Consider the following 25,712-nt stretch of genomic DNA (forward strand, 5'->3'; position numbering starts at 1 on the left):
GAGCACGCTGGACCACGTGGAGGTCCTTGAGCTAGCGCGGTGGCAGTTCGGCATCACCACCGTCTACCACTTCCTGATGGTCCCGCTGACCATCGGGCTGTCGATCCTGGTCGCGGCGATGCAGACCCAGTGGGTCCGCACCGGCGATCCGCGGCACCTGAAGATGACCAAGTTCTGGGGCAAGCTGCTGCTGGTCAACTTCGCGATGGGCGTCGTGACCGGCATCGTGCAGGAGTTCCAGTTCGGGATGAACTGGAGTGCGTACTCGCGCTTCGTCGGCGACGTCTTCGGCGCGCCGCTGGCGATGGAGGGGCTCGTCGCGTTCTTCGTCGAGTCGACCTTCCTCGGCCTGTGGATCTTCGGCTGGGACCGGCTGCCGAAGAAGGTCCACCTGGCGTGCGCGTGGGCGTTTTCGCTGGCCACGATGGCGTCGGCGTACTTCATCCTGGCCGCGAACTCGTGGATGCAGCACCCGGTCGGCGTGACGTTCGAGAACGGCAAGCCGACGATGAACTCGATCTGGGCGGTGCTGACGAACAACACGGCACTGGCCGCGATCCCGCACACCCTGGCCGGCGCGTTCTCGGTCGCGGCGGCGTTCCTGGTGGGCGTCGCGGGCTGGCACCTCTGGCGGCGCCGCTCGAACCAGGACGTCTGGCGGTCCTCGCTGCGCCTGGGCGGCTGGGTCGGCGTGGCGGCGTTCGCCGTCCTCGCGATCACCGGTGACGCGCAGGGCAAGCTGATGTTCGAGCAGCAGCCGATGAAGATGGCGTCGGCGGAAGCGCTCTGCCACACGGAGAAGCCGGCGAGCTTCTCGATCATCGCGATCGGCGACGTGGCCGGGTCGAACTGCGAGGACGTCAAGACGTTCAACGTCCCGGCGCTGCTGTCCTTCCTGGCGCACAACGACTTCAAGACCGAGGTCAAGGGCGTCGAGGACCTGATCACCGAGTACCAGGCGAAGTACGGCACGAACTACCCGGACGACCCCGACCTGGGTTCGCTGGCGGGCAAGCCGATCGACTACGTGCCCAACCTCCCGGTGACGTACTGGGGCTTCCGCATGATGATCGGCTTCGGCGCGGTGTCGGCGGGCATCGGGGTGCTGGCCCTGTGGCTGACCCGCCGCGGCCGGATCCCGGGGAGCCGGTGGTTCCCGCTGCTGGTCCTGGGCGGCATCGCGACGCCGTTCCTGGGCAACAGCGCGGGCTGGATCTTCACCGAGATGGGCCGTCAGCCGTTCGTGGTGGCCCCCAACCCGAGCGGCGTCGACGGGGTGTGGATGTTCACGGCCCAGGCGGTGTCGAGGTTGACGACGGGCGAGGTGTGGACGTCGCTGATCGCGCTGACCACGGTGTACGCGGCACTGGGAGTGGTGGAGCTGTACCTGATGCGCAAGTACATCCGCGGCGGCGTCGAAGCGGTGATGCCCCCGGAGAAGAAGGACTCCGACGAGGCCGAGGGCGACACGCTCGCCTTCGCGTACTGAGGGGCCAAGATGACAAAACCGCAGCTCAGCGCCTGTGCAGCAGCCCCAGACTCCCGAAAGGCAGCCCCCACCCTTCCCGGGGGGCGTCCCCGAACCCAGCGTATCGGCTTGGTCACTCTCGCGGGTTACCCACAGCAAATCTGTGGACAACTCGCCCCGATGTGGATAACTCCCGGCGACCGTGCGAAAGGTGGGACCCGATGACCCTCGAAACGGTCTGGTTCGCCGTCATCGCCTTCTTCTGGCTCGGCTACCTCTTCCTCGAAGGCTTCGACTTCGGCGTCGGCATGCTGCTGCCCGTCCTCGCGAAGGACAACACCGAGCGCCGCGTCATGGTCAACACCATCGGGCCGGTCTGGGACGGCAACGAGGTCTGGCTCATCGTCGCCGGCGGGGCCATGTTCGCCGCCTTCCCCGGGTGGTACGCGGGGCTCTTTTCGGCCGCCTACCTGCCGCTCCTCATCGTCCTGGTCGCGCTCATCGGCCGCGGCGTCGCCTTCGAATACCGCGGCAAGGTCGACTCCGACCGCTGGCGCCGCACCTGGGACCGCGTGATCATGACCGGCTCGTGGGTCGCTCCCCTCGGCGTCGGCCTCATCATCGCCACCACCGTGCTCGGCCTGCCGCTCGACGCCGAGGGCAACCGCGTCGGGTCCGCGTTCGCCGCCTTCCGCTGGGACACCCTGCTCGGCGCGGTCGCGATCGCCGCCTTCTCCCTCACCCACGGCGCCGCTTTCCTCGCCCTCAAAACCAATGGTGACCTGCGGGAACGCGCTCGCAAGCTGGCGCTGAAGCTGCTGCCGGCCGCCATGGTGCCGATCGTCGCGTTCCTCTCGGTCGTCCAGTGGCGCGAAGGCTCGCTGTGGACGCTGCTCTCGTTTGGGATCAGTGCTCTCGCCGCCGTCATCGCCTGGCTGCGCCTGCGCGCCGACCGCGACGGGCAGGCCTTCGCCGCGCTCGCCGTCGTCATCGCCGGGGCCGCCGTCACGCTGTTCGGCGCGCTCTTCCCGAACGTCCTGCCCTCGACGCTCGACGCCGCCAACAACCTCACCGTCGAAGGCACCGCGTCGAGCCCGTACACGCTGACCGTCATGACCTGGGTCGCCGTCTTCGGCGCCCCCGCCGTGCTGGTCTACCAGGGCTGGACCTACTGGGTGTTCCGCAAGCGCATCGGCACCCAGCACATCCCGGCGGTCCACGCGCCATGACCAAGCTTCCCGGACGCGCAACCCTTTCCGCCTCGGAGTCCACAGTGGACTCAGCGCGGCCGGGAAAGGGCCCGCTCGGCGCATTGCCGGCCCTCGTGCCGGCCGTGCGCCGGGCGTTGGCCCTGGTCGGATTCCTCTCCTTCCTCCACGCCGCCGCGCTGGTGGCACAGGCATTCCTGCTCGCCGACCTCCTCGCGGCGATCGTCGGAGCAGGTTCCGGGGGACGCGCCGCCCAGCTGGCCGCGCTGCTCGCGCTCGTCGCGACGCGCGCGTTGACCGGCTGGGCGGTGCGCACGGTCTCCGCCCGCGCGGCCGCCACCGCGCAACGCGAGTTGCGCGCGCGAGCCGTCGACCACGCCCTGCGTCTCGGCCCGGAGTGGATCGCCCGCCGCGGCCACGGCGAGCTGACGGCGTTGACCACCCGCGGCCTCGACGCGCTCGACGCGTACTTCCGCGAGTACCTGCCCGCACTGGTGACGGCGGCGGTCGTGCCGCTCGGCGCCGGCGCGGCGATCCTGTTCGCCGACTGGCCGTCCGGTGTGATCGTCGCGCTGACCGTGCCGCTGCTCCCGGTGTTCGCGATCCTGGTCGGCAAGTTCACGGCCGGCCGCGTCGCCGGGGCGACCGACGCCACGCACCGCATGTCCGAACGGCTCCTGGAGCTCGTGCGCGTGCTGCCGGTGCTGACGGCGTTCCGGCGCGCGACCGCTCAGGGCGAGACCGTCTGGCGGCTGTCCGAACGTCACCGCCGCGCGACGCTCAAGACGTTGAAAGTCGCGTTTTCCTCGGCGTTCGTCCTGGAACTGATCGCGACGCTGTCGGTCGCGCTGGTCGCGGTGGTGATCGGCGTCCGGCTCGTCGGCGGGAGCCTGCCGCTGGCCATCGGCCTGGGCGTGCTGATCCTGGCGCCCGAGTGCTACCAGCCGCTGCGCGCGGTCGGCGCCGCGTTCCACGCCAGCGAAGACGGCGTCGAAGCGGTCCGGCGCGTCGCCGATCTGCTGGCGGTGCCGGCTGTCCGGTCCGGCACGGCGGTTCCTGCGCGCGGAGAGCTGCAAGTGTCTTCCCTCCGCGTCGCGCGGCGTGGCGGATTCGCGCCCGACGGCGAAACATTCACGGTCCGGCCCGGCGAGACAGTCTGGCTGCGCGCCCCGAGCGGTGGCGGCAAGTCGACGACGCTCTCGGCGCTCCTCGGCTTCGTCCCGGCCGACGACGGCGCCATCACGGTCGGCGCGACGAACCTGGCCGACGTCGACCTCGCGCGCTGGCGCGAACAGGTCGCGTGGGTGCCGCAGTCGCCGGTGTTCACCGGCGGGACGGTCCGGGAGGAACTGGGCGGCGAGGACTTCCTCGCCGAACTCGGCCTCGACGGGCTCGCGGACCGCCCGGTGGCGCAGCTTTCGCTGGGACAGCGCCAGCGCGTCGCGGTGGCCCGGGCCCTGCACCGGATCCGCGACGGCGCGTGGCTGCTCCTGCTCGACGAGCCGACCGCCCACCTCGACGAGGCCAACGCGCGCCTGGTGCTCGCGGCGGTCCAGCGCGCGGTCGACGACGGCGCCGCGGCGATCATCGCGGCCCACAAGCGCACCGCCGCGGTCGACATGTCGCCTGACGTCCCGGTCGCGCCACCTTCGTCCACAGTGGACGATTCGGGCGCGCCGCTGCCGTGGCGAGCACTGCTCGACGGAAGGCTCTTCGCCGGCGCGGCACTGGGCGCGGTGGCGCTGCTGGCCGGGGTGGCGCTGACGGCGACGTCGGGCTGGCTGATCGCGAAGGCATCGCAGCAGCCGCCGATCCTGACGCTGACGGTCGCGGTGGTCGGCGTCCGCGCGTTCGGCCTGGGCCGCGCGGCGCTGAGGTACGTGGAAAGGCTGGTCACGCACGACGCGGCGTTCCGCATCGCCGGACGTCTCCGGGTCCGGCTGTGGAATTCCCTGGTCCGGCTGGGCCCGGCGCGCGGATTGCGAGCGGGCGAGGGGCAGCGGCGGTTGGTGGCCGACGTCGACACCGTGCGCGACCTGCTGCCGCGGGTGGTGTCGCCCCCGCTGGTGGTGGCGCTGGTCGCGACGGGGGCGATCGCGGTGCAGACGTGGGTCCTGCCCGCTGCCGGCCTGACGTTGCTGGCGGCGGTGGCGGTGGGGCTGTGCGCGCCGTGGGTGGCGTTGCGGGCGGAGCGCCGGGCGACGTCGGCCCTGGCGGACGGCCGCCGCGAGGTGGCATCGCGGGTACTGGTGCTGTTCGAGGCGGCGGCGGAGTTGCTGGCGTTCGGCAGGGATCGCGAGCACCGCCGGGCGTTGTCGGACGCGGACACGCGCTTGGTGGCGGAAGCGCGCCGCCAGGCTTTCGGCGCGGGCGCGGCAGAGGCGCTGGTAACGCTGGCATGCGGCGCGGGCGCGGTGATCAGCACGGCGTTCGCGGCGCGTGCGGTGGTGGCGGGTGAACTCGACCCGGTGCTGGCGCCGCTGCTGGCGTTGGTGCCGTTGGCGCTGGCGGAGGTGCTCGCACTGCTGCCGGCGGTGGCCCAGCACTGGGACACGCTCCAGCAGGCACGCCGCCGCTTGGCCGACACGCCGGCGCAGGTTGAGGACGCTGGCGCGCCGAGTGAAGACAGCGCGCGGGAGGGGAACGACTTCGATCGCCGCGTTTTGCCGGACCAGGACATCAGCTCGCCCCGTGTGGCTGCCGACGAAGCCAGGGGCCGTGTCGTGTTGCGCGGGGCTGATCTCGGGTGGCCTGGCGGCCCTGTCGTGCTTTGCGATGTCGATCTTGATCTCGCGCCCGGCACCTATGCCGCCGTCGTGGGGCCCAGTGGGGCTGGGAAGTCCACCCTTGTTGCCGCTCTGCTTGGCTTTCTCGCGCCGCGGCGCGGGCTGATCGATGTTCCGGGACGGGTTGCCTGGGCTCCTCAAGAGCCGATGCTCGCCGCCACCACTGTTGCCGAGAACCTCCGGCTCGCGCGGCCGGGCGCGACCGCCGACGAGCTTCGTGAAGCCCTGCGGCTGACGGCCGTCGGCGATGTCGATCCCGAGACTCTGCTCGGCAGTGGTGGCAGTGGGCTCTCCGGTGGGCAGGCGCAGCGCGTCGCTCTCGCGCGGGCCTTGCTTGGGGCGCCGTCGGCTGGGCTCGTGTTGCTCGACGAGCCGACCTCGCACCTCGACGAGCCGACCGCGCACCTCGTGCGCGCGCACCTGCGGGAGGCGCTTGCCGGGCGGACCGTTGTGCACGTCACCCACCGCGCGGAAGAGGCCGACGGCGCTGACGTCGTCCTCGAGGTTCGCGATGGCCGCGTTGTCACTCGGGTGCCCGTGTCGTGATCGGTTCCCCCAGCGCGCTTGGCGTGCCGCCGCAGCGTCGCGCGATAATGACGGAACTCATGGATCCGACGCTTGCCGCGCGGGCGCTGTCCGCCGCCACCGAGATCACGAGCACCGCCCTGTCCGGCGACGATCCGGGCGCGGTGCTCGACACCGTCGTCGCCCGGGCGGCCGAACTCGCCGATGCCGACCTCGGCCTGGCCATGGTCAGCGCCGACGACGGCCGCGTCGTCGTCGAGGCCGCGCACTACGCCACCGCCGACGAACCCGAAGACGCAGGCGAACCGCGAGACGATTCGCTGCGCGGACTCGCCCTTCCCGCCGACTCGGCGGCCGGACGCGTCGCGCGCGGCGGCGAGCCCGTCGCGAGCGAGGACTTCACCGTCGACCCGCGGACCGCGCCCTTCGTGCCCGCCGAGCTCCAGGGCTACGGGCCCTTCGCCGCCGCGCCGTTCGGGTCCGGGGGACGCGTGCTCGGCGCGCTCACGGTCTACCGCAAGCGGGGGCGCGAGCCGTTCTCCGCCGGGACCGTCGAGATGCTCGTCGCGTTCGCCGCCCAGGCCGGCGTCGTGCTCGCGCTCGCCGAAGGCGCCAACGCCCGCCACCGCGTCGCGCTGTACGAAGAGCGGGAGCGCATAGCGCGCGAGCTCCACGACGTCATCGTCCAACGGCTCTACGGCGCGGGCATGCAGCTCGACCGGGTCCGCCGCAACATGCGCAAGCGGTTCGCCCAGGCCGACGGCGCTCGCCTCTCCGACGCCATCGACCAGCTCGACCAGACCATCGAGGAGATCCGGGGCACCGTGCGCGCGCTGCGGTCACCGGAGCCTCGCCACGACACCGGCACGCCCACCGACCTCGCCGAGTCGGCGCGCGGCGAGGTCCGCATCGCCGGCGAGCTGCTCGGGTACCCGCCGACCCTGGAGCTGTCCGGCGAGTTCGCCGACATCCCCGCGGAACGCGCCGACCACATCCGGGCCGCCCTGCGCGAAGCACTGTCCAATGTGGTCAGACACTCCGGCGCCAGTGAAACCCGCGTGACCTTGACCAGGGACTCCGACGGCGTGAAACTCCGTGTCCGGGACAACGGTTCCGGTGTCCCCCAAGGCGTCGCCACCCGTGGCCTGCGTCATCTCGCCGAACGCGCGGACGCCGCGGGCGGCAAGTTCTTCCTGAACTCCTCGCCCAGTCTCGGCACGCTCGTCGCGTTCGACCTCCCACTCGACTGAACCGCTTGACTGACCGCGTTCTAACCTTCTCGGGTCATCCAGCCTCCCTTCATCGCCCTCACTGAAGATCGTACCGGCTTTTCGAACACCCATTCGACTCACGTTCGAGTGAAAACCGCAGGTCAAAACCGCCGATCGACGTGGCGGACCGTGACGACGGCTGAAAAGGACGCAGCGAACGGCGGCTTGCGGACGCGGCCGTCGCGCGGGGTTACTTCTCCCGGCGCGCGATCCAGGCGGCGGCCTGCGTGCGGCGCTGCATCCCGAGCTTCGCCAGCACCGACGTGACGTAGTTCTTGACCGTCTTTTCGGCGAGGAACAGCCGTTCGGCGATCTCGCGGTTCGACAGGCCCTGGCCGATCAGCTCCAGCACGTCCCGCTCGCGCTCGGTCAGCGTCGCCAGCTCGTCCGTCGGCGGGTGCCGCATCTTGTCGAGCACCCGTGCGGTGCTCACCGGGTCCAGCAGCGACCGCCCGGCCGCGACCTCGCGCACCGCGTTCACGACGTCCTGCCCGCGCACCTGCTTCAGCAGGTAGCCCGCCGCACCGGCCATGATCGCGCCGACCATCGCCTCCTCGTCGTCGAACGCGGTCAGCATCAGGCACGCCGGCGGGTTCGACTTGGACCGCAGCTCGCGGCAGAGGGTGATGCCGTCGCCGTCGCCGAGGCGGACGTCGACCACCGCGACCTCCGGCTCGACGTGCATCGCCACCGCCAGCGCCTCTTCGACGCTGCTCGCCTCGGCGACGACCTCGATGTCGGGCTCGTCGCCGAGGAGGTCGCGAAGCCCGCGGCGGACCAGTTCGTGGTCGTCGACGAGCAGTACCTGGATCGGCATATCCCCAGGTTACGGGGTACGTGGACGCCGTGGTGCCCGCTGGTCCGCACGTCACACCGGACGATTACGCCCAAAGTGTGACCGCGGATCTCGTAACATTTCCGCGGGCGCCCATTTACGCCGCCGATTCCGCAGGTCAACGGCGAATGGCAAAGAATCACGAGCCTCGTGATTTGTGGTGGAGGGCTGACGTTCCCGAAATTCCGGAAAGGTCCGTAACAGGCTGCTTGGCGCCGCGATAGTAACCACGCAATCGCCCCGATTCTTCCTCGAAAGGACTTCCGGTGTCCTTGTTTCGTCGTGCCCTGACGACGGCCGCGGCCGTCGCCGGGCTCGCTCTTCTCGGCCCCGTTTCCCTCGCGTCCGCGCAGCTCGCGACGCCGCTCGCGGCCGATCTCGACTGCGGCGACTTCCCATACCAGGAAGACGCGCAAGCGGTTCTCGACCAGGACAAGTCCGACCCCAACCACCTGGACGACGACAAAGACGGGATCGCCTGCGAATCCCTGCCGCACCGCCCGCAGCACAACACTTCCACGCCGACGTCCGAACAGCAGTCCGCGACGACGAAGACCCACACCGCACCGAAAACCACCACCACGAAGAAATCCACGACGGGCAGCCAGGTGAAGGTGAAGCCGGTCGGCGGCGTGGCCACCGGCGGCGGCGAGCCCGACGAAGACGTCCCCGGGTTCCTCGTACTGAGCGGCGCGCTGCTCGCCGCGGCGGCGTCCGGCGGCATGGTGCTCCACCTGCGCCGGCGCGCGAATTGAGGCACCCGCGCCTGTGGCCGGCGGTCACGGCGGTCGTCGCCGCGCTCGGGTCGGTGCTGGTGGTGGCCCTCGTCCTCGCGTTCTCGCCGCACGCGCCGGAGCAGGTCGCCCCACCGTCCGCCGTGCCCGTCGAGGTCGCGCCGTCGACCACCGCCACGCCGTCCGGCGGCGGGCTCCCGGCGGCGAAGCCGGCCTCCCTGACCATCCCGGCGATCGGCGTGCGCGCCGACGCGATCAAGGACCTCGGGCTGACCCCGGAGGGTGAGCTCGAGGTCCCGGGGGACGCCACGACGGTCGGCTGGTTCACCGGCGCGCCCTCACCCGGCGAGGTCGGCCCGGCGGTGCTGGCGGCGCACGTCGACTACAAGCACGTCCCCGGCGCCTTCTCCCGGCTCAAGGAGCTGAAGCCCGGCGAGCAGGCGCGGGTCGGGCGGTCCGACGGCCGGACCGCCGTCTTCACCGTCTACCGCGTCGACCGCTACGCCAAGGCGGAGTTCCCGACCGACCAGGTGTACGGCGACACCGCCGAGCCCGAGCTGCGGCTCATCACCTGCGGTGGCGCGTTCGACCGGTCGAGCGGCAACTACCTGGACAACGTCGTGGCCTACGCGCGGCTCACCGGCGTCGAGGGTTAGCCGAGGTCGATCTTCGCCAGCTCGAGCCGCCGGTACGCGTGGTCGCCGAGCGACCAGACGTCCAGGACGTCGCCGTCGAGCTCCGGGTAGGCGATGACCAGCCGGGCCGGGCCGTCGTCCTCCTGGTAGACGACGTCCGCGGGGATCCCGGCTTCGAGCTGCCAGCAGAGCTGCTGCTGCTTGGGCGTCAGACGTCCGGCGTAGCGGTCGCTCATGGCCCGCGCCAGCTGTCCGCGCAGCAGGTTCGGGCCGCTCGGCGGCGCCGCGAGCAGCCGCTCGGCGTGCTCGCGAGGGTCGGGCGGCCGCTCGTCCGGCTCGGGGTCGCGGAAGGTGACCGTCGGTGACGCCGGCTCGCGGGCGGGCAGCACGATGCTGCCGTCCGCGGCGTGGTGGGTCGGCGAGTAACCGGCTTCGCGCAGGGCGTCGAGCGTGCCGACAGCGTCCACAGTGGACGTCAGGACGGTCGGCGCCACCGCGCGCAGGCCGAGTTTCGCGAGCTTCCGGTGCGCGGCGAGCTCGGCGAGCACGGCGGGTTCGCCGACGACGACGCTGGCGACGTCGAGGACCTGCGCCTCGCCGTGGCGCCGTGCGACGTCGTTGACCAGGTACACCAGCGGTTGCGGCAGTTCGCCCGCGGCGAGCGCACGCAGCTCGTCGAGCAGTCCCTCGGCCGTCGCGCCCTGATCGAACGCCCGCCGGACGGTCGCGGGGGAGAACCGCCAGCTGGTCGCGGTGCCCTGGGCCTCGCGATCGGCGACGCGGTCGAGCGACGCGGCGAGCCGCGCGTCCGGCGAACCGGGCACGATCGCGGTGAGGTCGGTGCCGAACAGCGCCGTGGTCCGTGCCCGGGCGACCAGCCCGTCGGTGACCTCGACGAGCCCTTCCTCGGTGAGCAGCGCGCGGCCCACCGCGGTGACGGCGCCGTGCGCGACGACGCCGAGGAGTTCGGCCGCCTCGAGCGCGTCCGCGACGTGCCCGGCGAAGTCGTCGGTCGGCAGCATGGGCGCGTGCCACTCGGCGAGGCCGGTCAGGCCGTCGGCGATGGCGGTGCCGGGTTCGAGGCGCGCGAGCAGCCGCACGACCAGCCGCCGCACCAGCGCGCCGACGTCGGTCCCCAGCTCCGGCGGCGCCGGGTCCCACCAGGTCGTCAGCAACAGGCGGTAGAGCAACGCCGGCTCGGGCCGGGCGAGGTCGGGGTCCGGGGCGAGCGTGGGTGGCGCCGCCTTCTGGCCGCGGCGCGGCGCCGGTGGTTCGTCGGCCAGCAGCAGCCCGGCCTGCGCCGCGAGGTCGATGGCCAGCTCGATCTCCGCGGGCGTCGCACCGGTCTCCTTGGCGACCTTCTTGACCAGCCGCGCGCCGATCGTGCCGTCCTTGAGCAGCGGGAACGGCTCCGCGGCGGCGAGGTCGAGAACGGCCGAGACGCGGTCGAGCAGCCGCAGCGCGGCGGCCGACGACGTCGCTTCGGCCGACTCGGTTCCGACGTGCGTGACGGAGTAGCCGGGTTCGTCGGGTGTGAACGGCAGCTGGTGGTCCGGGCCGCGAAGGGCGAGCGATACCTCGATCGGCATGGCCGCGCTGCCGTAGTAGGTGCTGATGAGGAAGCCGTGTTCGAACGCCCAGCCCTCCTCGGTGTGGAACGGCAGCACCCCCTCGGCTTCGGGAACGCCGTCGGCCATGTCCCGCAACAGTTTCCGCGTCGGCTCGGGCGCGGTGCGGAACAGCTCGCGCACGCGGTCGCCGTCGCGGTAGAAGTGGACGAGCTCCTTCAGGCCCTCGGGCAGCCCGAGAGCCTGGGACAGCCGCGCCATGCGGCTCCGGCTCAGCTCCACCAGCAGGTCCGCGACCGGTTGGCCGAGACCTTCGGCGTGGAAGCTGCCGCGGCGCAGGAATTCCGGCAGCGTGACGCGGTCGTCGTCGCGCCACAGGAGGGCGCGCTCGGCGAGATCGTCCACATAGGACTCGACGGCCGTGGTGCCGAGGAGCTTCCCGACTTCCGCGATCGGTGTCGGCCGCAACCCGAGCGTGTGGCCCAGCTGGATGGCGCGCAACACCTGCACATGCGGCAACGAGAGCCCGAGGACGGCTTCGTCGAGCGACTCGGCCGAGGCGAGCCGCGCCGCGACGACGTCGAGCCGCCGCGGCCACGGTTCGCGCAGCACGTCGGGCCGGTGGGCGAGGACTTTCGCCAGGCCATCCCGATCGAGGGCGGCGAGCCTGCCGAGCAGGTCGTCGGCGGTGGTCATCAACCCAGGTTAGATCACCGTTCGCAGGCCACGCCGTCGCCGTCGCGGTCGAGCGCGGACCGGTAGCCGGGTTCGCCGCGGTGCAGCGGGGCGGCCCCGGCGGCCTTCGCGGCCGAGCAGTTCTTGTAGTACACCGAGGAATCGGGCTCGGGAGCGGCCTCGGTGGTCTCCACCGGCGGGGCCGCCGGAGGCTCCTTGGTAACCGGTGGGGCCGGCGTGAGCGTGGGTGTCGGCGTCGGGGTCGGTGCCGGAACGTCGATGTTCCCGTTGCACGGCGGCCCCCACAGCCCGCTGACGGCCTGCTTCGCCGCGGTCTCGGCGGCCGCGAGCGCGGGCACCCCGGCGTCCGCCGCGTATTTGAGATATCCGCCCTGAATCGCGAGAGCCGCGTAGTCCTGGCCGCCGGCCAACGTCACGGCGACGCCTCGCGCTGTTTCCGCGCCGAGCGTCACGGCTTTCCCGGAAAGCGTCGTGGTCGCCCAGCCGAGCGATTCCAGCCCGTAGCACCCGTTGCCGACGATCGGCGCGGTGACGCCGAGGACGTGCACGGTCTTGCTCGAGCCGTCACTGCCTCGCACGATCACGGTCGCGCCGTCCGTCACCGCCGAGACCGTGTAGCTGACCGGAACCGGTGTCGCGCTGGTCGTCGGGGTCGTCGAGGTCGGCGGCGACGTGGCGGCCACCGGCGCCGGCTCCGGGGCCTTCCCGAAGATCGCGCCCAGTACGAACAGGACGGCGAACGCGGCCAAGACGATCTTCAGCCAGTTCGGAAAGCGTTTCATCCCCGGATTCCCCCGTTCCTCGAACACGACGTGCCGACGGAGTACTCGGGAAATCTCCCGCCGTTGTTACGCGTGGGCTCGTGATCGACCACCAGTCGTTATCCGGCGGAATGTTGCCGTCACGATCACGTCACGAACTGCGGTTCCGCGCCGAAAAGCTGTCACAAGACCCGCCCGCCGAACGACCCGGGTGGACGTGATCGAACCTCTTTCGCTGCGCGGCGCCGGCGGTTACCCCGCGCACGGCACCGATTTCGCCGCCGTCGACATCCGGACCACCGGGCTGCGCCCCGGGCGCGTCGTCGAGCTGGCCGCGGTGCGGGTGCACGCCGACGGCTCGATCGCCGGCCAGCTGACGACGCTGGTGGACCCCGGCCCCGGGGTGCCGCCCGGTCCGGCGCACGGCATCACGCGCGCCGAACTCGACGACGCGCCGTCGTTCGGCGAGGTGCTGGGGCCGCTGCTCGACCTGTGCGCCGGCAGCGTCGTCGTGGCGCACGACCTGGCGTTCGTCTCGGCCTTCCTCGACGCCGAGATCGGCGGGCTGGGGGTCCGGATGCCCGTGCTGCCGGGCGTTTCGACGCTCGAGGTGGCGCGTTCGGTGCTGCGGCTGCCCAACTACCGGCTCACCACCGTCGCGCACGCGCTGGGCGTGCCGGCCAGGCCGGGGCAGCCGGCGTTGCCCGGCGCGAGGACGGTCGCCCGGCTCGTGACGAGCATGGTCGAGCGGTACGGGTTCACGTTCGCGGCGCCACCGGCCTTCCCCGGCCTGCCCCGGTTCGCCGGCGGCCGGCTGCTGCCGCGCGGCGAGGTGGTACCCGCGGAACCCGGGTGGATGGCCGACGCGGTCGAGCGGGTCGCGGCCGGCCGGGACGGCGACGCCTACCTGGACCTGCTCGCGGAAGTCGTCGCGGACCAGCACCTGACGCCGGACGAGGTGACGGCGCTGGCCGCGTTGGCGACCGAGGCCGGGCTGTCCGACGCCCGGGTGCGGTCGACGCACGAGCAGTTCGTGACAGCGCTGCGCGAGATCGCCGAACGGGACGGCGTCGTGACGGCGGCGGAAGCGCGCGAGCTGCGGCAGGTGGCGACGGCGCTCGGCGTCGCCGGCGTCGAGGTGCGGCAGGCCGGCGGCAGGAGGGCGACCCGGGTCCTGGTGCTCGGGACGAGCGTGGACGCGGACCGGATGCGGGCGCGCGTGCTCGAAGAGGGCGTCCAGCTGGCCAAGAAGCTGACGGCGAGCGTCACGCACCTCGTCGTCGACGCGACCGTGCCCGCCGGGGAGCCGCGGGTGGCCAGGGCCGGCGAGCTGGGTGCCGAAGTGCTCGACGTCCGGGCCGCACCGGTGGCTCTCGGGTTCGAAGCGCCCGCGGCGCCGGCCGCGCCCGCGGCGCCGGCCGCGCCGGCGGGCCGGCCGGCGAAGGTGCTCGGCGGCCGGGTCCTGATGGGGGCCGGGTTGCTGCTGATGTTCATCGTCGTCGTGGCGATGTTCGGCGGTACTCCGCTGGCGGGCGGGATCTTCCTCGCGGTGCTCGGGGTCGGCGCACTGGTCGGCGGGTGGTGGATCGCCGAGCCCGCGCCGCGGTGAGCGGGGTTTCGGTACCGTCGAACCGGTGCCGAGACTGATCCACTTGAACGGGCCATCCGGGATCGGGAAGTCGACGATCGCGCAGGCCTACGCCGAACGGCGGCCCGGGGTGCTGAACCTCGACACCGACCGGGTCGTCTGTCTCATCGGGGGCTGGCGGGACACCTTCTTCGAGACCTTCAAGGCCGCGCAGCTGCTCACCCTCGCCATGGCCGAGACACACCTGCGGACCGGGCACGACGTCGTCATGCCGCAGCTCGCCACCCGCGTCGCCGACATCCGGGCCTTCGAGGAGGCCGCGGTTCGCTGCGGTGCCGAGTACCGGGAAGTCCTGCTCACCGCCGACAAAGCCGTCGCCGGAGCGCGGTTCGCCGGGCGGGCCGCGACGGCGGACGCCACCACCAAGGGTGTCGACGATGTCCTCCACCAGCGCGGCGGGATCGCCGTCGTCGAACGGATCCACGACCAGCTCGCCGCCTACCTCCCGCAGCGGCCCGGCTGCCTCGTCGTGCCCACCGGTGGCCGCGCGCCTGAGCAGACCCACGCCGACGTCGTCGCGGTCCTCGGCGAAGCCGGCTGATCGCCGTGCGGTTCACTGGACGCATGGCGGCGATACCCGAGCTCGCGTTGCGGCAGATCGAACGGTGGTGTGCCCAGCGGGTTCCCGAGCACCTTCAGGACCAGGTGCGCGTCCAGTGCCGGACGCGGGGGCGGACGGTCACGATCGTCGAGTGCCGGGCTCCTTGGGCGGCGGATGCCGGGGCGGAGTGGACCGAGCAGAAGATCGCGCAGCTGCGGCTCGACGAGTTCGGGATCTGGTCGGTTCTGTGGGCCGACCGGAACGGGCGGTGGCTGACCTACCCCGAGGCGCCGGTAGCGAGTTCGCCACCGGCGCTGCTGGCCGAGATCGACCGCAACCCCGACGGCATCTTCTGGGGCTAAGCCGGGAACCGTTTCTCGTTGCGGTCGATCTTCGCGTGGGCCGCGGCCGTCAGGTCCACGCCCAGGCGGTCCGCCAGCTGGAGCAGGTACAGCGTGACGTCCGCGATCTCGTCCAGGACGTTCGCCTCCAACGCCGGGTCCGCGCGCCACGCGTCGGACTCCTCCGGGGTCAGCCACTGGAACAGCGACGTCAGCTCGCCGACTTCGCCGGACAACGCCATCACCAGGTTCTTCGGGGTGTGGTACGGCTCCCAGGCTCGGGCCGCCGCGAAGTCGCGGAGGCGCTGGGTCACGTCTTCGAAGGTCACCCGCCGATTGTCCTCGGCCGTCACGGTGCGCTAACGGCCGTATGGCGGACCGGCGTTGACCGGTGAATCTCTCACTCAATAGGTTGAACGCCGTCGGGATGCTTGCGGGGCTTGAGGCTGGGAAAGGAACGTCTTGAAGTACCTGCGATCCGTCCGCGGCCGCATGCTGTGCATCGCGTTCGTGCCGGGTGGCGCGCTCGTCGTCGTGGCCGTCGTGATCGCGTTCTTCCTGGTCCAGCAAGCGAACCGGACCAGCGACGGCGCCATGGAGACGGCCGAAGCCGCGGGCCGGACGGCGAGCGCCGTCGGGTCGCTGCAGGGGCAGCGCAGCGCCGCCATGTCCGTACCCGACCAACGGACCGCCGCGTACGCGAATTTCACCCAGCGGATCGACACCGCCATCGCCGGGCTGCGCGAGTACGCCCGGCACGCGCCCGACGCCGAGTCCGCCTACCAGCAGACCACCGCCGTCGAGCTGCTTTCCGTCGCCGAAGGCATGGATCGCTCCGATTCCCTCGCCCTGGCGGGGATCGACGCCGTGACGCGGCGGCCGTTCACCGAGGCCGTCGCCGCCTACCGGGCCGAACTGGACCGGATCGCGCCGCAGCTCACCGAAAGTGGCCGTACCGCGTACGAGTCGCTCACCCGCAGCGCCGATTGGAGCAGGCTGGCGGCCGTCGAGGACGCGCTGGCCGCCGCCGAACCGTTGCCCGTCCCCGAGTCCACGTGGCGCAGCGCCGCCTACAGCGTCTCGCAGCAGCTGGGCAACCTGTACTCCCAGCAGAGCCAGTACGCCGTGCAGCTCACCCTCGACGACGGGCGCCGCACGCTCGCCGGCGCGATCGCCGCGAGCGCGGCCCTGCTCCTGTGCGCCGGGCTCCTGCTGGTCGTCGTGCGCCGGCTCGTCGCGCGGGTGCCGGTGCCGGTCGTGCCGATCATGGTGCCGACGATCCAGGCGGCCATCCCGCGGCCCCGGCACGCACGGTCACGACGCCCGCGCGCACCCGAGCCGTGGCCGATGAAAGCCGTGCTCGACGACCTGCGCCGCCGATGAGCGCGTCACGACCCGTAATCGGCTACGCCGAAAAGAGCACGCGGTTGGACCACACGCCGGACTGGCGCGGTCGGGCAGACTGGTGCGCGTGAGTCCCCACTCGGATCTTCGCCCCTACCTGCGCACTTTGGACGCGGAGACGCTGGCGGACCTCCTGCACGCCCAGGCCGAGCGTGACCCTGAGTTGCGGCACTCGCTCGAACTGCGGGCCGCCACCCAATCCGGTGACGTCAGCGAAGCGCACCGGCTGCTCGACACGGCGGTGACCGACGGGAACGGCGAATACACCGCGAAGGTCGGCGCCGTCCTCGACACGCTGCAGCGGATGCTCGACGCCGGCAGCCGGGCCGACCTGGCCCCGCTCGCCCGCCGCACGGTCGACGACATCAGCGAGGTGCTGGAGCAGTCCGGCGACCACGCCGGCGACCTCGGCGACCGGCTGGACCGCGCCGTCGAGCTGTACGCCCGCGCGTGCGCCGCCCGGCCGCCGGACCCGGAGAAGCTGGCCGACTGGATCCTCGAGGTCGAGTTCGACGGCCCCGGCCGCCCGTCGATCGACCTCGCCGACTTCGCGGCGGCGCTGGGCGAGCCCGGCCTGCGCCGGATCAAGTCCACTGTGGACGACGTGCTGGCGGCGAGCGGGCCGGGCCACCGCCGCGACGTGGCCGAAGGGCTGCGCGAACAGCTGGCCGAGGTGCTCGGGGACGTCGACGAGCTGGTCGCGATCCTGTCCGCCAAGCCGCCGCGGCGCGACGTCAGCCTCAAGATCGTCCGGGTGCTGCGCGCCGCGGGGCGGCACAGCGAGGCCATCGCGCACGCCGCCCGCGCGCTCACCCAGGACAAGAAGCCGCCGGAGCCCGACGACGAAACCGCACGCCGTCGCCAGGAGTTCGACGCCGAGCCGGGCCGCGAGACGTACGCCGCGCTGCGCGAAGCCGCGACCGCCGACGGGAAGTGGCCGGCGCAGCGCCGGGCCGCGCTGACCCGCCTGCGCGAACGCGCCGCGGAGGGCGGGGCCGACGAGCTGGCCCGCGTCCTGCTCGACGACGGCCGTCCCGACGAAGCGTGGCGCGCCTGCGTGCGGTTCGGGGCGTCGCCGGAGCTGAAGCTCGAACTCGCCGAGCAGCGCGCCGCCGAGCACCCGGCCGAGACGATCCCGGTCATCCGCGAGCACGTCGACGAGCTCATCGAGCGCAAGGACCCGCAGGCCTACCGGGAAGCCGCGCGCCGGCTGAAGCTGTTGCGCACCTTGCACAAGCGCACCGGGACGCCCGACGAATTCACCGCCTACCTCGCGACGCTGGTGGAAACCCACCGCCGGAAAACCCGGCTGATCACGGAAATCCGTGCCGCGCGAATCGCTTTGCCGAAAGCCGTAACCCCGTCCCGCACCCCTCGTTGACCGAAGTGAACCGGTGATTCACGTGCACCGGGACACCGCAAGCCCGCCAAGGCGGTCACCCGCTCTGGCCAGCGACGTCGCGGTGGCCCTGTTCCGCCGTCCGGCTCGGCGCCTCCCCGTCGAGCACGCGGCCGGGACCCGCGCCAGGGCCACCGCGACCGGCTCGCGGCCAGGTGAAAACATGGGCACATGAGCCCGGTGAGTCGCGCCCGCAAGAAGGCACCGCAGCCCGTCACCCACAGCGTGACCGGCCTGTTCAAGGACGTCCTGAACGACTTTTCCGCGCTGGGCGCCGACCCCGCGCCGGTGGACGTCGAGCTGCTCGCCTCCGAGGTGCTCGGCCAGTTCCGCGACGTGCCCCTCGAAGAGGGCGACGAGCCGCTCGGCCTGGAGCTGATCGCCTTCGCCCAGCGCAAGATCACGCCGGGCGCGGCCGCGCTCTTGGCCGCACTTCAGGTCGTCGCGGAGACGGACGTCGAGCGGAAGGCCGCCGAAGACGGCCTGCAGGTCGTCCTCGGCCGCGGCATCCCCGCTCCGAGCTGGGCCGGGGCACTGGGCGACGTCACCGCCGGCGAGTGCTGGCGGACCGGCGACGTCTACGGCGACGAGTCGTCGCTGCTCTGCGTCTTCACCCACGGCGACCAGGCGCACGGCCTGCTCGCGCTGCTCGACTTCACCGAGGGCGGCCGGGTCCGGGACCTCGTCGTGATCGAGCAGCCCGGCGAGGTGCTCGCCGAGATGCGCGCCCAGGCCGACGCCGACCCTGAGCTGGTCGCCTTCGAGGCGGTCGACCCCGCCGAGGCGCACCGCCTGCTGTCGGACGGCCTCGCCGCGACCGACCACCTGGACGACGCCGACGTCAGCGAGGACTACGCGCGCTTCCACGCGGTCGCGCTGCTGTGGTCGCGCGCGCTGCCGGAGCCCGCGCTCGTCCCCGAGGTCGCCGAGTGGTCCGAGACCGAACGCGCCGCCGTCGTCGAGCAGTTCGTCGCGGCCAGCGGCGAGGACGCCGACGCCGCCCGCGTGATCGGGGCGCTCCTGCTGGAACACGGCGTGCGCACCGATCCGGCGAACCCGCTGCGCGTCGGGCCGGAGAAGATCGCGCGGTTCCTCGAAGGGCTGCTGGGCGGCGAGTTCGAGCTTGACGCCGAGCACGAGGAGGCCGTCGAGCCGGTCGTGCTGGCCTGGGTGCAGTGGACGGCGGACCGCGCCGGCCTGACCGAGACCGCGGTCGCTGCGCTCGACGAGGCCGTCGCCGACTACCTGAGCGAGTACGCCGACGAGGACGACTCGCCGCTCGAGCGCTACTTCGGCGACGTCGGCGACCTGTCGCCGACCGAGCTGGCGGACGCGCTCGAACGCCGGATGTTCGCCGTGCCGTCGCTGACCACGGAGATCGAGGACGAAGAGGTCGACCTCGACCCCACCGACCCCGAACAGCGCCGGGCGCTGGTCATCGCCGAAGCCGACGAGGACGAAGAAGAGCAGCGGCTGGTGCTGCGCGCGACGATCGTCGACCAGCTGTGGGACGACGAGCCGGCCGAAGCCTGGCAGGCCGTGCAGCGCCTGCAGGAGGGCGAGCTCGACCGCGACGAGATCTTCGAGCAGCTGATCGACGCTCTGGAAGGCAGCTTGCTGGAGTCCGAGGAAACGCTCGAATACGACGCCGACGCCTACGTCGAGGCGCTGACCGAACTCTGACGCGCTAGGGGAGGGGGTTCGCCGACTTCGCCTTGCGCCGGCGCTCCTGCAGCCGGTCGTCGAAGTCGACGACGAAGGTTCCGGCGGCCATCGCGATCAGCAAGGCCAGACCGAGCACCGCACCGACCCACGTGAGGATCATCGCGAACATCGTGGGCCTCCTCCCCAGCTCAGAGCCGTTTTCCTGACTCCTTCAGGGTCGCTTTCCCCAGCCGCCGGGGGTATCGGCCAACCGGTTACGGCTCAACGGCCCACCTCGGCCGATCGGCCGGTTTCCGGCGCGGAGAGTCGCGAGACCGCGACGAATCGTGGCCGCGCATTCGCTCAGCGTGCGAATGCGCGGCATGTGGGTGACGCGGTAAGTAATCGGGTCAGAGCTTGCGCAGCCGCACCCGGTTGATGGCGTGGTCGCAGTCCTTGCGCAGCACCAGCGTCGCCCGCGGCCGGGTCGGCTTGATGTTCTCCATCAGGTTCGGCTCGTTGATCGAGCGCCACAGGTGCCGCGCCTCGGCGCGGGCCTCGTCGTCCGGCAGGCCGGCGAAGTGGTGGAAGTGCGACGCCGGGTCGGCGAACGCCGTGTGCCGCAGCTCCAGGAACCGCTCGATGTACCAGCGCTGGATGTCGTCGGTGTGCGCGTCGACGTAGATCGAGAAGTCGAAGAGGTCGGACACCATCAGCCGCGGGCCCGGCTGCAGCACGTTCAGGCCTTCGACGATGAGGATGTCCGGCTGCCGCACCACCTGCTCCTGGCCGGGCAGGATGTCGTAGGCCAGGTGCGAGTACACCGGCGCGGCGACGCGCTCGGCGCCCGACTTCACCTCGGTGACGAACCGCAGCAGCGCGCGGCGGTCGTAGCTCTCCGGGAAGCCCTTGCGGTGCATGATCCCGCGCCTCATCAGCTCGGCGCGCGGGTACAGGAACCCGTCGGTGGTGACCAGGTCGACGCGGGGGTGGTCCGGCCAGCGGGCGAGCAGCGTGCGCAGGATGCGGGCGGTGGTCGACTTGCCGACGGCGACGCTCCCGGCGATGCCGATCACGAACGGGACCTTCGTGCCGCGGGAGTCGTCACCGAGGAACGTCGTGGTCGCTTCGTAGAGCCGCTGGCGCGCGGCGACCTGCAGGTTGATCAGGCGGGACAGCGGGAGGTAGACGTCGGCCACCTCGGCCAGGTCGACCTGCTCGCCGAGACCGCGCAGCCGCAGCAGCTCGGCCGCGGTCAGCGGCAACGGCGTCGAACTTCGCAGTTCTTTCCATTGTTCCCGGTGCAGCTCGACATACGGGCTGAGTTCGCGGACCCGGGTCATCGCACACTCCTCCGGCCGTCGCCTGCACTGGCGGACGTTCACCTGCGTATCAACGGTAGGGCTTACGGCCGGTGAACGCGCTGTGATGTAGTCCACCCCGGGTTTCGGGTGATCACCGGGTGTGACGGAAAACTTCTTCCCACGCGGCCGCGACCTGGCGCGCGCAGGTGGCCGGGTCGACGCCGCCGACACCGGTGCCGAGGCCGGGCATCGCGATCGTGTCGACGAGCTCGCGCACCGGGCCGTCGTCGAGGTGCCCGTCGCGCCACTGCAGGAACACCGCGCGCGCCGCGAGGTAGGGGTGCACGGTGTCGGCGGGCAGCCGCTCGCCCGGCTCGCGCATGGTCGGCGCGCTGATCAGCCACGCCGGCTCGGCCTCGCCGGTCGGCACGACCACGGCCTCGCCGATCGGCAGTTCACCGCCGTGAAAAGCCAAAACGGCACTGCGGACGCTCTGTTCGACCCCGGGGAACGCGCGCGCGTAGACGGCGTCGATGCCGCCGCGCATCCAGCCGTAGGAGTTGGCCGGGCTCACCACGGCCTGGGCGACGACGTCGAGGACCGACCCGCGGTGCACCCTTACCCGGCCCGTCAGCTTCTTCGCGGCGGCGGACCAAGCGGTGGCGAGTGGTTCATCGACGGCGCACAGCACCAGCTCCGGTGTGCGAGGGGAGACCGGCGGGTGCGTGCCCTCACGGCCGGTGTGCGTGCCCGAGTCGGCGGTCACGCCCTTAGCATCGCAAAAAATGCCACCGGGCGTAACCGGTTGGCGTACCGGCTGTCCGAGTGAAAGTCGCCACCCCCGTAACCTGGGGATGTGTCACGGATCGCATACTTCGGCCCCCAGGGGACCTTCACCGAACAGGCCGCGCGGGTCCTCGCCGGCGGCGGAGAACTGATTCCGGTCGAGACCGTCCGGCTGGCGATGACGGCCGTCCGCGAGGGCGAGGCGGACGCCGCGTGCGTCCCCATCGAAAACTCGGTCGAGGGCGTGGTGCCCGCCACCCTCGACGCGCTCAGCGAGTCGACCCCGCTGGTCGCCGTCGCCGAGGCCATCCTGCCGATCCACTTCAGCGTGCTGACCCGGCGCGGCGGGGGCGACATCAAGACCGTCGCCAGTCACCCGCACGCGCTCGCGCAGGTCCGCGAGTGGCTGGAGGCGAACCTGCCGGACGCGCACCCGGTGGCGTCGTCGTCGACGTCGGCGGCCGCGGTCGGGGTGCTGGAGGGCCAGTTCGACGCGGCGGTGTGCGCGCCGGTCGCCGTCGAGCACTACGACCTCGAGGTGCTGGCCACCGAGGTCGCCGACGTCAGCGACGCGGCCACCCGGTTCCTGCTGGTCCGCCCGCCGGGCGAGCTGCCGGAGCCGACGGGCGCCGACCGGACGTCCGTGGTCGCCGCGGCCGCGAACCGCACCGGCACGCTCGCCCAGCTGCTCACCGCGCTGGCCGACCGCGGGATCAACCTGACCAGGCTCGACGCCCGGCCGACGCGCAACAACTTCGGCGAGTACCGCTTCTTCATCGACTTCGAGGGGCACGTGGCCGAGCCGCGGATCCTCGACGCGCTGACGGCGTTGCGCCGGCACTGCCGCAACCTGCGGTTCCTCGGCTCGCACCCGCGCGCCGACGGGACGCGCACCACGATCCAGCCGGGGTCCGGCAACGACGACTTCGTCGACGCCGCCGTGTGGGCCGACGCGGTCCGCAAGGGAGACCTGGCGTGAGGTTGCTGCTCATCCGCCACGGGCAGACCGATGGGAACGTCCGTGGCGCGCTCGACACCGCCCTGCCGGGCCCGCCGCTCACCGAGCTCGGCCGCACGCAGGCCGAGGACCTCGCGTTCCGGCTGGCGGAGGAGCCGATCGCCGCGGTGTACGCGTCGCAGGCGATCCGCGCGCAGCAGACGGCCGCGCCCTTGGCCGCGCGGTTCGGCCTGGAGGTCCAGGTCGTCGACGGCGTCCACGAAGTCACCGCCGGCGACCTGGAAGGGGCGACCGACCACGAGTCGATCCGGACGTACATGGAGACCGTGCGGCGGTGGACGCTCGGCGAGCTGGAGCCGGCGCTGCCCGGCGGCGAGCGCGGCACCGACGTGCGCACCCGGATGCTCGACGCGGTCGGCAGGCTGCGCGCCAAGCACGAGCAGGCCGATCCCGACAGCGTGATCGCCCTGGTCAGCCACGGTGGCGCGATCCGGCTGTCGGGCGAGTGGCTGGCGTCGAACGTCCACGCCGACGTCGCCAACGCGGCCCTGATCCCGAACACCGGCCTGGTGGAGCTGGAAGCCCGCCCGGACGGCCAATGGCACTGCCTGACCTGGGTCGACACGCCGCTCTGATCGTCCCGAGAGTGTGATCCCGTCACGTTTAAGACACGTTTGGTGGGGAATTAACGAGGCGAACCAACCTGCCGGAGATCCGTACGTCTACCCAGTAGCACCACACCAGGGAGGCGATTGACATGGTTCGGACGAAGCTTTCTCGGTTGCTGCCGGTTGTCGCGGCTTCGGCGGGCGTTCTCGCGCTTTCCGCCTGCGGGAGTGGCGGGACCACCAACGCGGCGAGCAGCTCGACACCGTCGACGACGGCCTCGCCCACCTCCACCACCGTCACCTCGACCGCGCCGAGCGCGACCAGCACCACCGCGGCCGCGCCGCCGGTCGCCCAGCCCGCCGACAACGGACTCTGCAAGGCCGGCGACGTCACGCTGTCGCTCGGCCAGGGCGACGCCGGCGCCGGTTCGGTGTACCGGCCGCTGCTGATCAAGAACACCAGCTCTAAGCCGTGCGAGATCCAGGGCTTCCCCGGGGTCTCCTACGTGGCGGGCAACGATGGGCACCAGGTCGGCAAGGACGCGTTCCGCGAAGGCACCAAGGGCAACGCGGTCAAGCTGGACCCGGGCCAGACGGCGGCCGCCGACATCCAGTTCGTCAACGTGCGGAACTTCGACCCGGCCACCTGCCAGCCGACCGCGGTGAAGGGCCTGCGCATCTACCTGCCGCAGGAGACGGCGTCGAAGTTCGTGCCGACCGACGGGACCGCGTGCGCCAGCACGAAGATCCCCGGCAACCAGCTTTCGGTGAAGACCGTTCACCCCGCCTAGATGCGGCCGCAGATCTCCTGCGCCTGCACGAGGTGCCGCTGGCCGGAGATGTCGTTGAAGTGCAGGCTGAGCACCATCCTGGCCACGCCGTCGATGTGGTCGGCCAGTGGCTGGTAGGTCGCGTTGACCTGGGCCGCGGCCGCGGACAGCTCACGCGCCGCGGTCATCCGGTGCAGCCGTTCGGGCGTGAGGCCCGGCGTCAGCGACGGTTGCGTGTCCCGGCTCGTGTCCGGCAGGTCGCCGACGCGGTCGAGGGCCTGGCACGCGGCCAGCGCGTCGTCGAGGGCGCCCGCGTGCACGCCGGACAGGCCCCACAGCAGCCCGATCACGCCGCCGCCGAGCACGAACCCGGCCACCGCGCACAGCACGAGCAGCCGTCGTGACTGCGGTGGTGCCGTCTTGGCCTCCTCGGACTCGCCCGGAGGCTCGTCGAAGTCGGGGCCGGCGTCGGTGCCGGTTCCGGGGTCCACGGTGCGCATAGCCGCCTCCTCACCACCTGGGCGATGAGATATTTCAGCTCACAAACCCGGTTCCTGGTGCTGTAGCGGCGCGGCTGAGTCCGATTTGTCATCCAGCGGGAAACGGCGCAGCGCGACGGCCGCGAACGCGGCGATCACCAGCATCGCCAGGCCCGAGACGGCGAACGTCCGCGCCGCCGTGCCGAGCGCCGTGGTCAGCACCCCGCCGAGCAGGGCGCCGAGCGGGATCGCGCCCCAGACGACCGTCCGCCACACCCCGAGCACCCGGCCGAGCAGCTCGCCGGGCACGAGCGTGTGCCGGGCGGTCGCGAGCACGACGTTCACCGCGACGACGGCGGCCGCGAACAAGCCGAACAGCGCCGCGCCGGCGACCGGCGAACGCACCAGGCCCATCCCGCCGAAGCCGGCCCCGCAGCAGAGGATCCCGCCGGTCACGACCACGCGCCGCCCGGCCACGCGCACGAGCCGCGGGGTGACGCCCGCGCCGAGCAGGCCGCCGATCCCGCCGACGAACGCGAAGAACCCGAAGGTCGCGTCGGACAGGTGGAGGTCGTCGAGCGCGTAGAGCACCAGCTGCGCCTGCGCGAGCTCGCTGACCAGGCTGAGCAGCCCGGCGATGACGACCAGCCGCAGCAGCAGCGCGTGGCCGCGCAGCCAGCGCAGGCCGTCGGCCAGCTCGGTCCGCAACCGCGCCGGCCGCTCCTCGCCGCGACCGCGGTAGGTGCCGACCAGCCCGAGCAGGACCGCCGCAGCGATCGCGAAGCCCGCGGAGTTGAGGAAGAACGGGAAGGCGGCGAAGAGCGCGAAGGTCATGCTGCCGATCGGGCCGCCGAGGAACGTCTGGCCGACGATCTCGCACGCTTGGAGCTTGCTGTTGGCGCTGTCGAGCGAACCGTCGCCGACGACCGCCGGGACCAGGGCGTTGGCCGCGCTGTCGGCGATCGTTTCGGCGGTGCCGATGACCAGCGCCGTCAGGTAGACCAGCCAGATCGTCATCGCGCCGGTGGCGACGAGCACGGCGAGGGTGCCGACCGCGACCGCGCGGGCGGTGTTCGCGACGACCATCGCGCGCCGCCGGTCGATCCGGTCGACCAGCGCGCCGGCGACGGCGGCGAAGAGCAGCCACGGCAGGAACTGCGTCGCGGACAGCCCGGCGATGAGCACGGGATCGTGGGTCAGGGTCGTGGCCAGCAGGGGCAGGGCCACCTTGCCGATGCCGTCGCCCAGGTGGGAGGCCGCGCTCGACGTCAGCAGCCACGTGAGTCTTCGAGCAGGGTTCACCGGATCCCCCAGCACGCATCGCAGTCGCCCAATGACTTCGG

Annotated in this window: 24 protein-coding genes; 15 read left to right on the forward strand and 9 right to left on the reverse strand. The window is 72.1% G+C overall.

The genetic code is table 11. From position 1 onward, the window contains the following. The first annotated feature begins 16 nt into the window (after positions 1-16). From AB0J40_RS39055 to AB0J40_RS39070, 4 genes are all read left to right on the forward strand, one after another. On the forward strand, positions 17-1,489 hold the full coding sequence (locus AB0J40_RS39055; protein WP_364464015.1) for a cytochrome ubiquinol oxidase subunit I: 1,473 nt from the start codon (positions 17-19) through the stop codon (positions 1,487-1,489). 200 nt (positions 1,490-1,689) lie between these two features. Next, on the forward strand, positions 1,690-2,697 hold the full coding sequence (gene cydB / locus AB0J40_RS39060) for a cytochrome d ubiquinol oxidase subunit II (protein WP_364464018.1): 1,008 nt from the start codon (positions 1,690-1,692) through the stop codon (positions 2,695-2,697). Next, entirely contained in the window at positions 2,694-6,008 is a 3,315-nt protein-coding gene (gene cydC / locus AB0J40_RS39065) for a thiol reductant ABC exporter subunit CydC (RefSeq protein WP_364464021.1), read from the forward strand. Before cydB ends, cydC begins: the two co-directional genes overlap by 4 nt. A 59-nt stretch (positions 6,009-6,067) precedes the next feature. Beyond that, positions 6,068-7,237, forward strand: coding sequence for a GAF domain-containing protein (locus AB0J40_RS39070; RefSeq protein WP_364464024.1), 1,170 nt, complete (start codon positions 6,068-6,070; stop codon positions 7,235-7,237). Positions 7,238-7,448: 211 nt separating this feature from the next. Here AB0J40_RS39070 and AB0J40_RS39075 read toward each other — a convergent pair whose 3' ends face one another. Next, entirely contained in the window at positions 7,449-8,075 is a 627-nt protein-coding gene (locus tag AB0J40_RS39075) for a response regulator transcription factor (RefSeq protein ID WP_364464027.1), read from the reverse strand. Between the two features lie 284 nt (positions 8,076-8,359). Here AB0J40_RS39075 and AB0J40_RS39080 point away from each other — a divergent pair, with 284 nt between their 5' ends. Both AB0J40_RS39080 and AB0J40_RS39085 read left to right on the forward strand, forming a co-directional pair. Next, the gene (locus tag AB0J40_RS39080; protein WP_364464029.1) at positions 8,360-8,848 is read left to right on the forward strand and encodes an excalibur calcium-binding domain-containing protein; all 489 of its coding nucleotides are present in this window, start codon (positions 8,360-8,362) and stop codon (positions 8,846-8,848) included. Continuing rightward, positions 8,845-9,483 (forward strand): class F sortase, encoded by a 639-nt coding sequence (locus AB0J40_RS39085; RefSeq protein WP_364464032.1) that lies wholly within the window; start codon positions 8,845-8,847, stop codon positions 9,481-9,483. The genes AB0J40_RS39080 and AB0J40_RS39085 overlap by 4 nt, the downstream gene beginning before the upstream one ends. On the opposite strand, the gene AB0J40_RS39090 is transcribed toward AB0J40_RS39085, so the two are convergent. Further along, positions 9,480-11,726, reverse strand: coding sequence for a helicase-associated domain-containing protein (locus AB0J40_RS39090; RefSeq protein WP_364464035.1), 2,247 nt, complete (start codon positions 11,724-11,726; stop codon positions 9,480-9,482). The two genes, AB0J40_RS39085 and AB0J40_RS39090, sit on opposite strands and share 4 nt — an antisense overlap. Before the next feature lie 14 nt (positions 11,727-11,740). Continuing rightward, positions 11,741-12,508 (reverse strand): excalibur calcium-binding domain-containing protein, encoded by a 768-nt coding sequence (locus AB0J40_RS39095; RefSeq protein ID WP_364464038.1) that lies wholly within the window; start codon positions 12,506-12,508, stop codon positions 11,741-11,743. A gap of 196 nt (positions 12,509-12,704) precedes the next feature. Here AB0J40_RS39095 and AB0J40_RS39100 point away from each other — a divergent pair, with 196 nt between their 5' ends. The 3 genes from AB0J40_RS39100 to AB0J40_RS39110 are packed head-to-tail and all read left to right on the forward strand — an operon-like array spanning position 12,705 to position 15,038. After that, a complete protein-coding gene (locus tag AB0J40_RS39100) occupies positions 12,705-14,096 on the forward strand; it encodes an exonuclease domain-containing protein (protein WP_364464041.1) in 1,392 nt (463 codons plus the stop codon). Between the two features lie 25 nt (positions 14,097-14,121). Continuing rightward, positions 14,122-14,676, forward strand: a complete 555-nt coding sequence (locus AB0J40_RS39105; RefSeq protein WP_364464044.1) for an AAA family ATPase — start codon at positions 14,122-14,124, stop codon at positions 14,674-14,676. Positions 14,677-14,699: 23 nt separating this feature from the next. Next, a complete protein-coding gene (locus tag AB0J40_RS39110; RefSeq protein WP_364464047.1) occupies positions 14,700-15,038 on the forward strand; it encodes a DUF3024 domain-containing protein in 339 nt (112 codons plus the stop codon). Here the strand turns inward: AB0J40_RS39110 and AB0J40_RS39115 are convergent. After that, positions 15,035-15,346, reverse strand: coding sequence for a nucleotide pyrophosphohydrolase (locus tag AB0J40_RS39115; RefSeq protein ID WP_364464049.1), 312 nt, complete (start codon positions 15,344-15,346; stop codon positions 15,035-15,037). The two genes, AB0J40_RS39110 and AB0J40_RS39115, sit on opposite strands and share 4 nt — an antisense overlap. A 133-nt stretch (positions 15,347-15,479) precedes the next feature. Here AB0J40_RS39115 and AB0J40_RS39120 point away from each other — a divergent pair, with 133 nt between their 5' ends. From AB0J40_RS39120 to AB0J40_RS39130, 3 genes are all read left to right on the forward strand, one after another. Next, positions 15,480-16,400, forward strand: coding sequence for a nitrate- and nitrite sensing domain-containing protein (locus AB0J40_RS39120; protein WP_364464052.1), 921 nt, complete (start codon positions 15,480-15,482; stop codon positions 16,398-16,400). Between the two features lie 88 nt (positions 16,401-16,488). Then, a complete protein-coding gene (locus AB0J40_RS39125) occupies positions 16,489-17,802 on the forward strand; it encodes a hypothetical protein (protein ID WP_364464055.1) in 1,314 nt (437 codons plus the stop codon). A gap of 189 nt (positions 17,803-17,991) precedes the next feature. Next, a complete protein-coding gene (locus AB0J40_RS39130; RefSeq protein ID WP_364464058.1) occupies positions 17,992-19,503 on the forward strand; it encodes a hypothetical protein in 1,512 nt (503 codons plus the stop codon). A 4-nt stretch (positions 19,504-19,507) separates the two neighbouring features. Here the strand turns inward: AB0J40_RS39130 and AB0J40_RS39135 are convergent, their stop codons facing one another. From AB0J40_RS39135 to AB0J40_RS39145, 3 genes are all read right to left on the reverse strand, one after another. Further along, on the reverse strand, positions 19,508-19,654 hold the full coding sequence (locus AB0J40_RS39135) for a hypothetical protein (protein ID WP_167379698.1): 147 nt from the start codon (positions 19,652-19,654) through the stop codon (positions 19,508-19,510). 220 nt (positions 19,655-19,874) lie between these two features. Beyond that, the gene (gene coaA / locus AB0J40_RS39140; RefSeq protein WP_364464061.1) at positions 19,875-20,807 is read right to left on the reverse strand and encodes a type I pantothenate kinase; all 933 of its coding nucleotides are present in this window, start codon (positions 20,805-20,807) and stop codon (positions 19,875-19,877) included. 112 nt (positions 20,808-20,919) lie between these two features. Further along, positions 20,920-21,534, reverse strand: coding sequence for a macro domain-containing protein (locus AB0J40_RS39145; protein ID WP_364464064.1), 615 nt, complete (start codon positions 21,532-21,534; stop codon positions 20,920-20,922). Between the two features lie 90 nt (positions 21,535-21,624). Between AB0J40_RS39145 and pheA the strand changes: the two genes are divergently transcribed. The 3 genes from pheA to AB0J40_RS39160 all read left to right on the forward strand — a co-directional run bounded on the left by pheA (position 21,625) and on the right by AB0J40_RS39160 (position 23,911). Continuing rightward, positions 21,625-22,533 (forward strand): prephenate dehydratase, encoded by a 909-nt coding sequence (gene pheA / locus AB0J40_RS39150; RefSeq protein WP_364464067.1) that lies wholly within the window; start codon positions 21,625-21,627, stop codon positions 22,531-22,533. Beyond that, positions 22,530-23,147 (forward strand): histidine phosphatase family protein, encoded by a 618-nt coding sequence (locus tag AB0J40_RS39155; RefSeq protein ID WP_364464070.1) that lies wholly within the window; start codon positions 22,530-22,532, stop codon positions 23,145-23,147. Before pheA ends, AB0J40_RS39155 begins: the two co-directional genes overlap by 4 nt. A 116-nt stretch (positions 23,148-23,263) precedes the next feature. After that, positions 23,264-23,911 carry a DUF4232 domain-containing protein gene (locus tag AB0J40_RS39160; RefSeq protein WP_364464204.1) on the forward strand — a complete coding sequence of 216 codons (648 nt, stop codon included), beginning with the start codon at positions 23,264-23,266 and terminating at the stop codon, positions 23,909-23,911. Here AB0J40_RS39160 and AB0J40_RS39165 read toward each other — a convergent pair. Together AB0J40_RS39165 and AB0J40_RS39170 are read right to left on the reverse strand one after the other, a co-directional pair. Then, positions 23,908-24,390, reverse strand: a complete 483-nt coding sequence (locus tag AB0J40_RS39165; protein WP_364464072.1) for a hypothetical protein — start codon at positions 24,388-24,390, stop codon at positions 23,908-23,910. The genes AB0J40_RS39160 and AB0J40_RS39165 overlap by 4 nt on opposite strands. Before the next feature lie 39 nt (positions 24,391-24,429). After that, positions 24,430-25,671 carry an MFS transporter gene (locus AB0J40_RS39170; protein WP_364464075.1) on the reverse strand — a complete coding sequence of 414 codons (1,242 nt, stop codon included), beginning with the start codon at positions 25,669-25,671 and terminating at the stop codon, positions 24,430-24,432. Positions 25,672-25,712: the final 41 nt, after the last annotated feature.

Source organism: Amycolatopsis sp. NPDC049691 (assembly GCF_040675005.1).
Lineage (GTDB): Bacteria > Actinomycetota > Actinomycetes > Mycobacteriales > Pseudonocardiaceae > Amycolatopsis.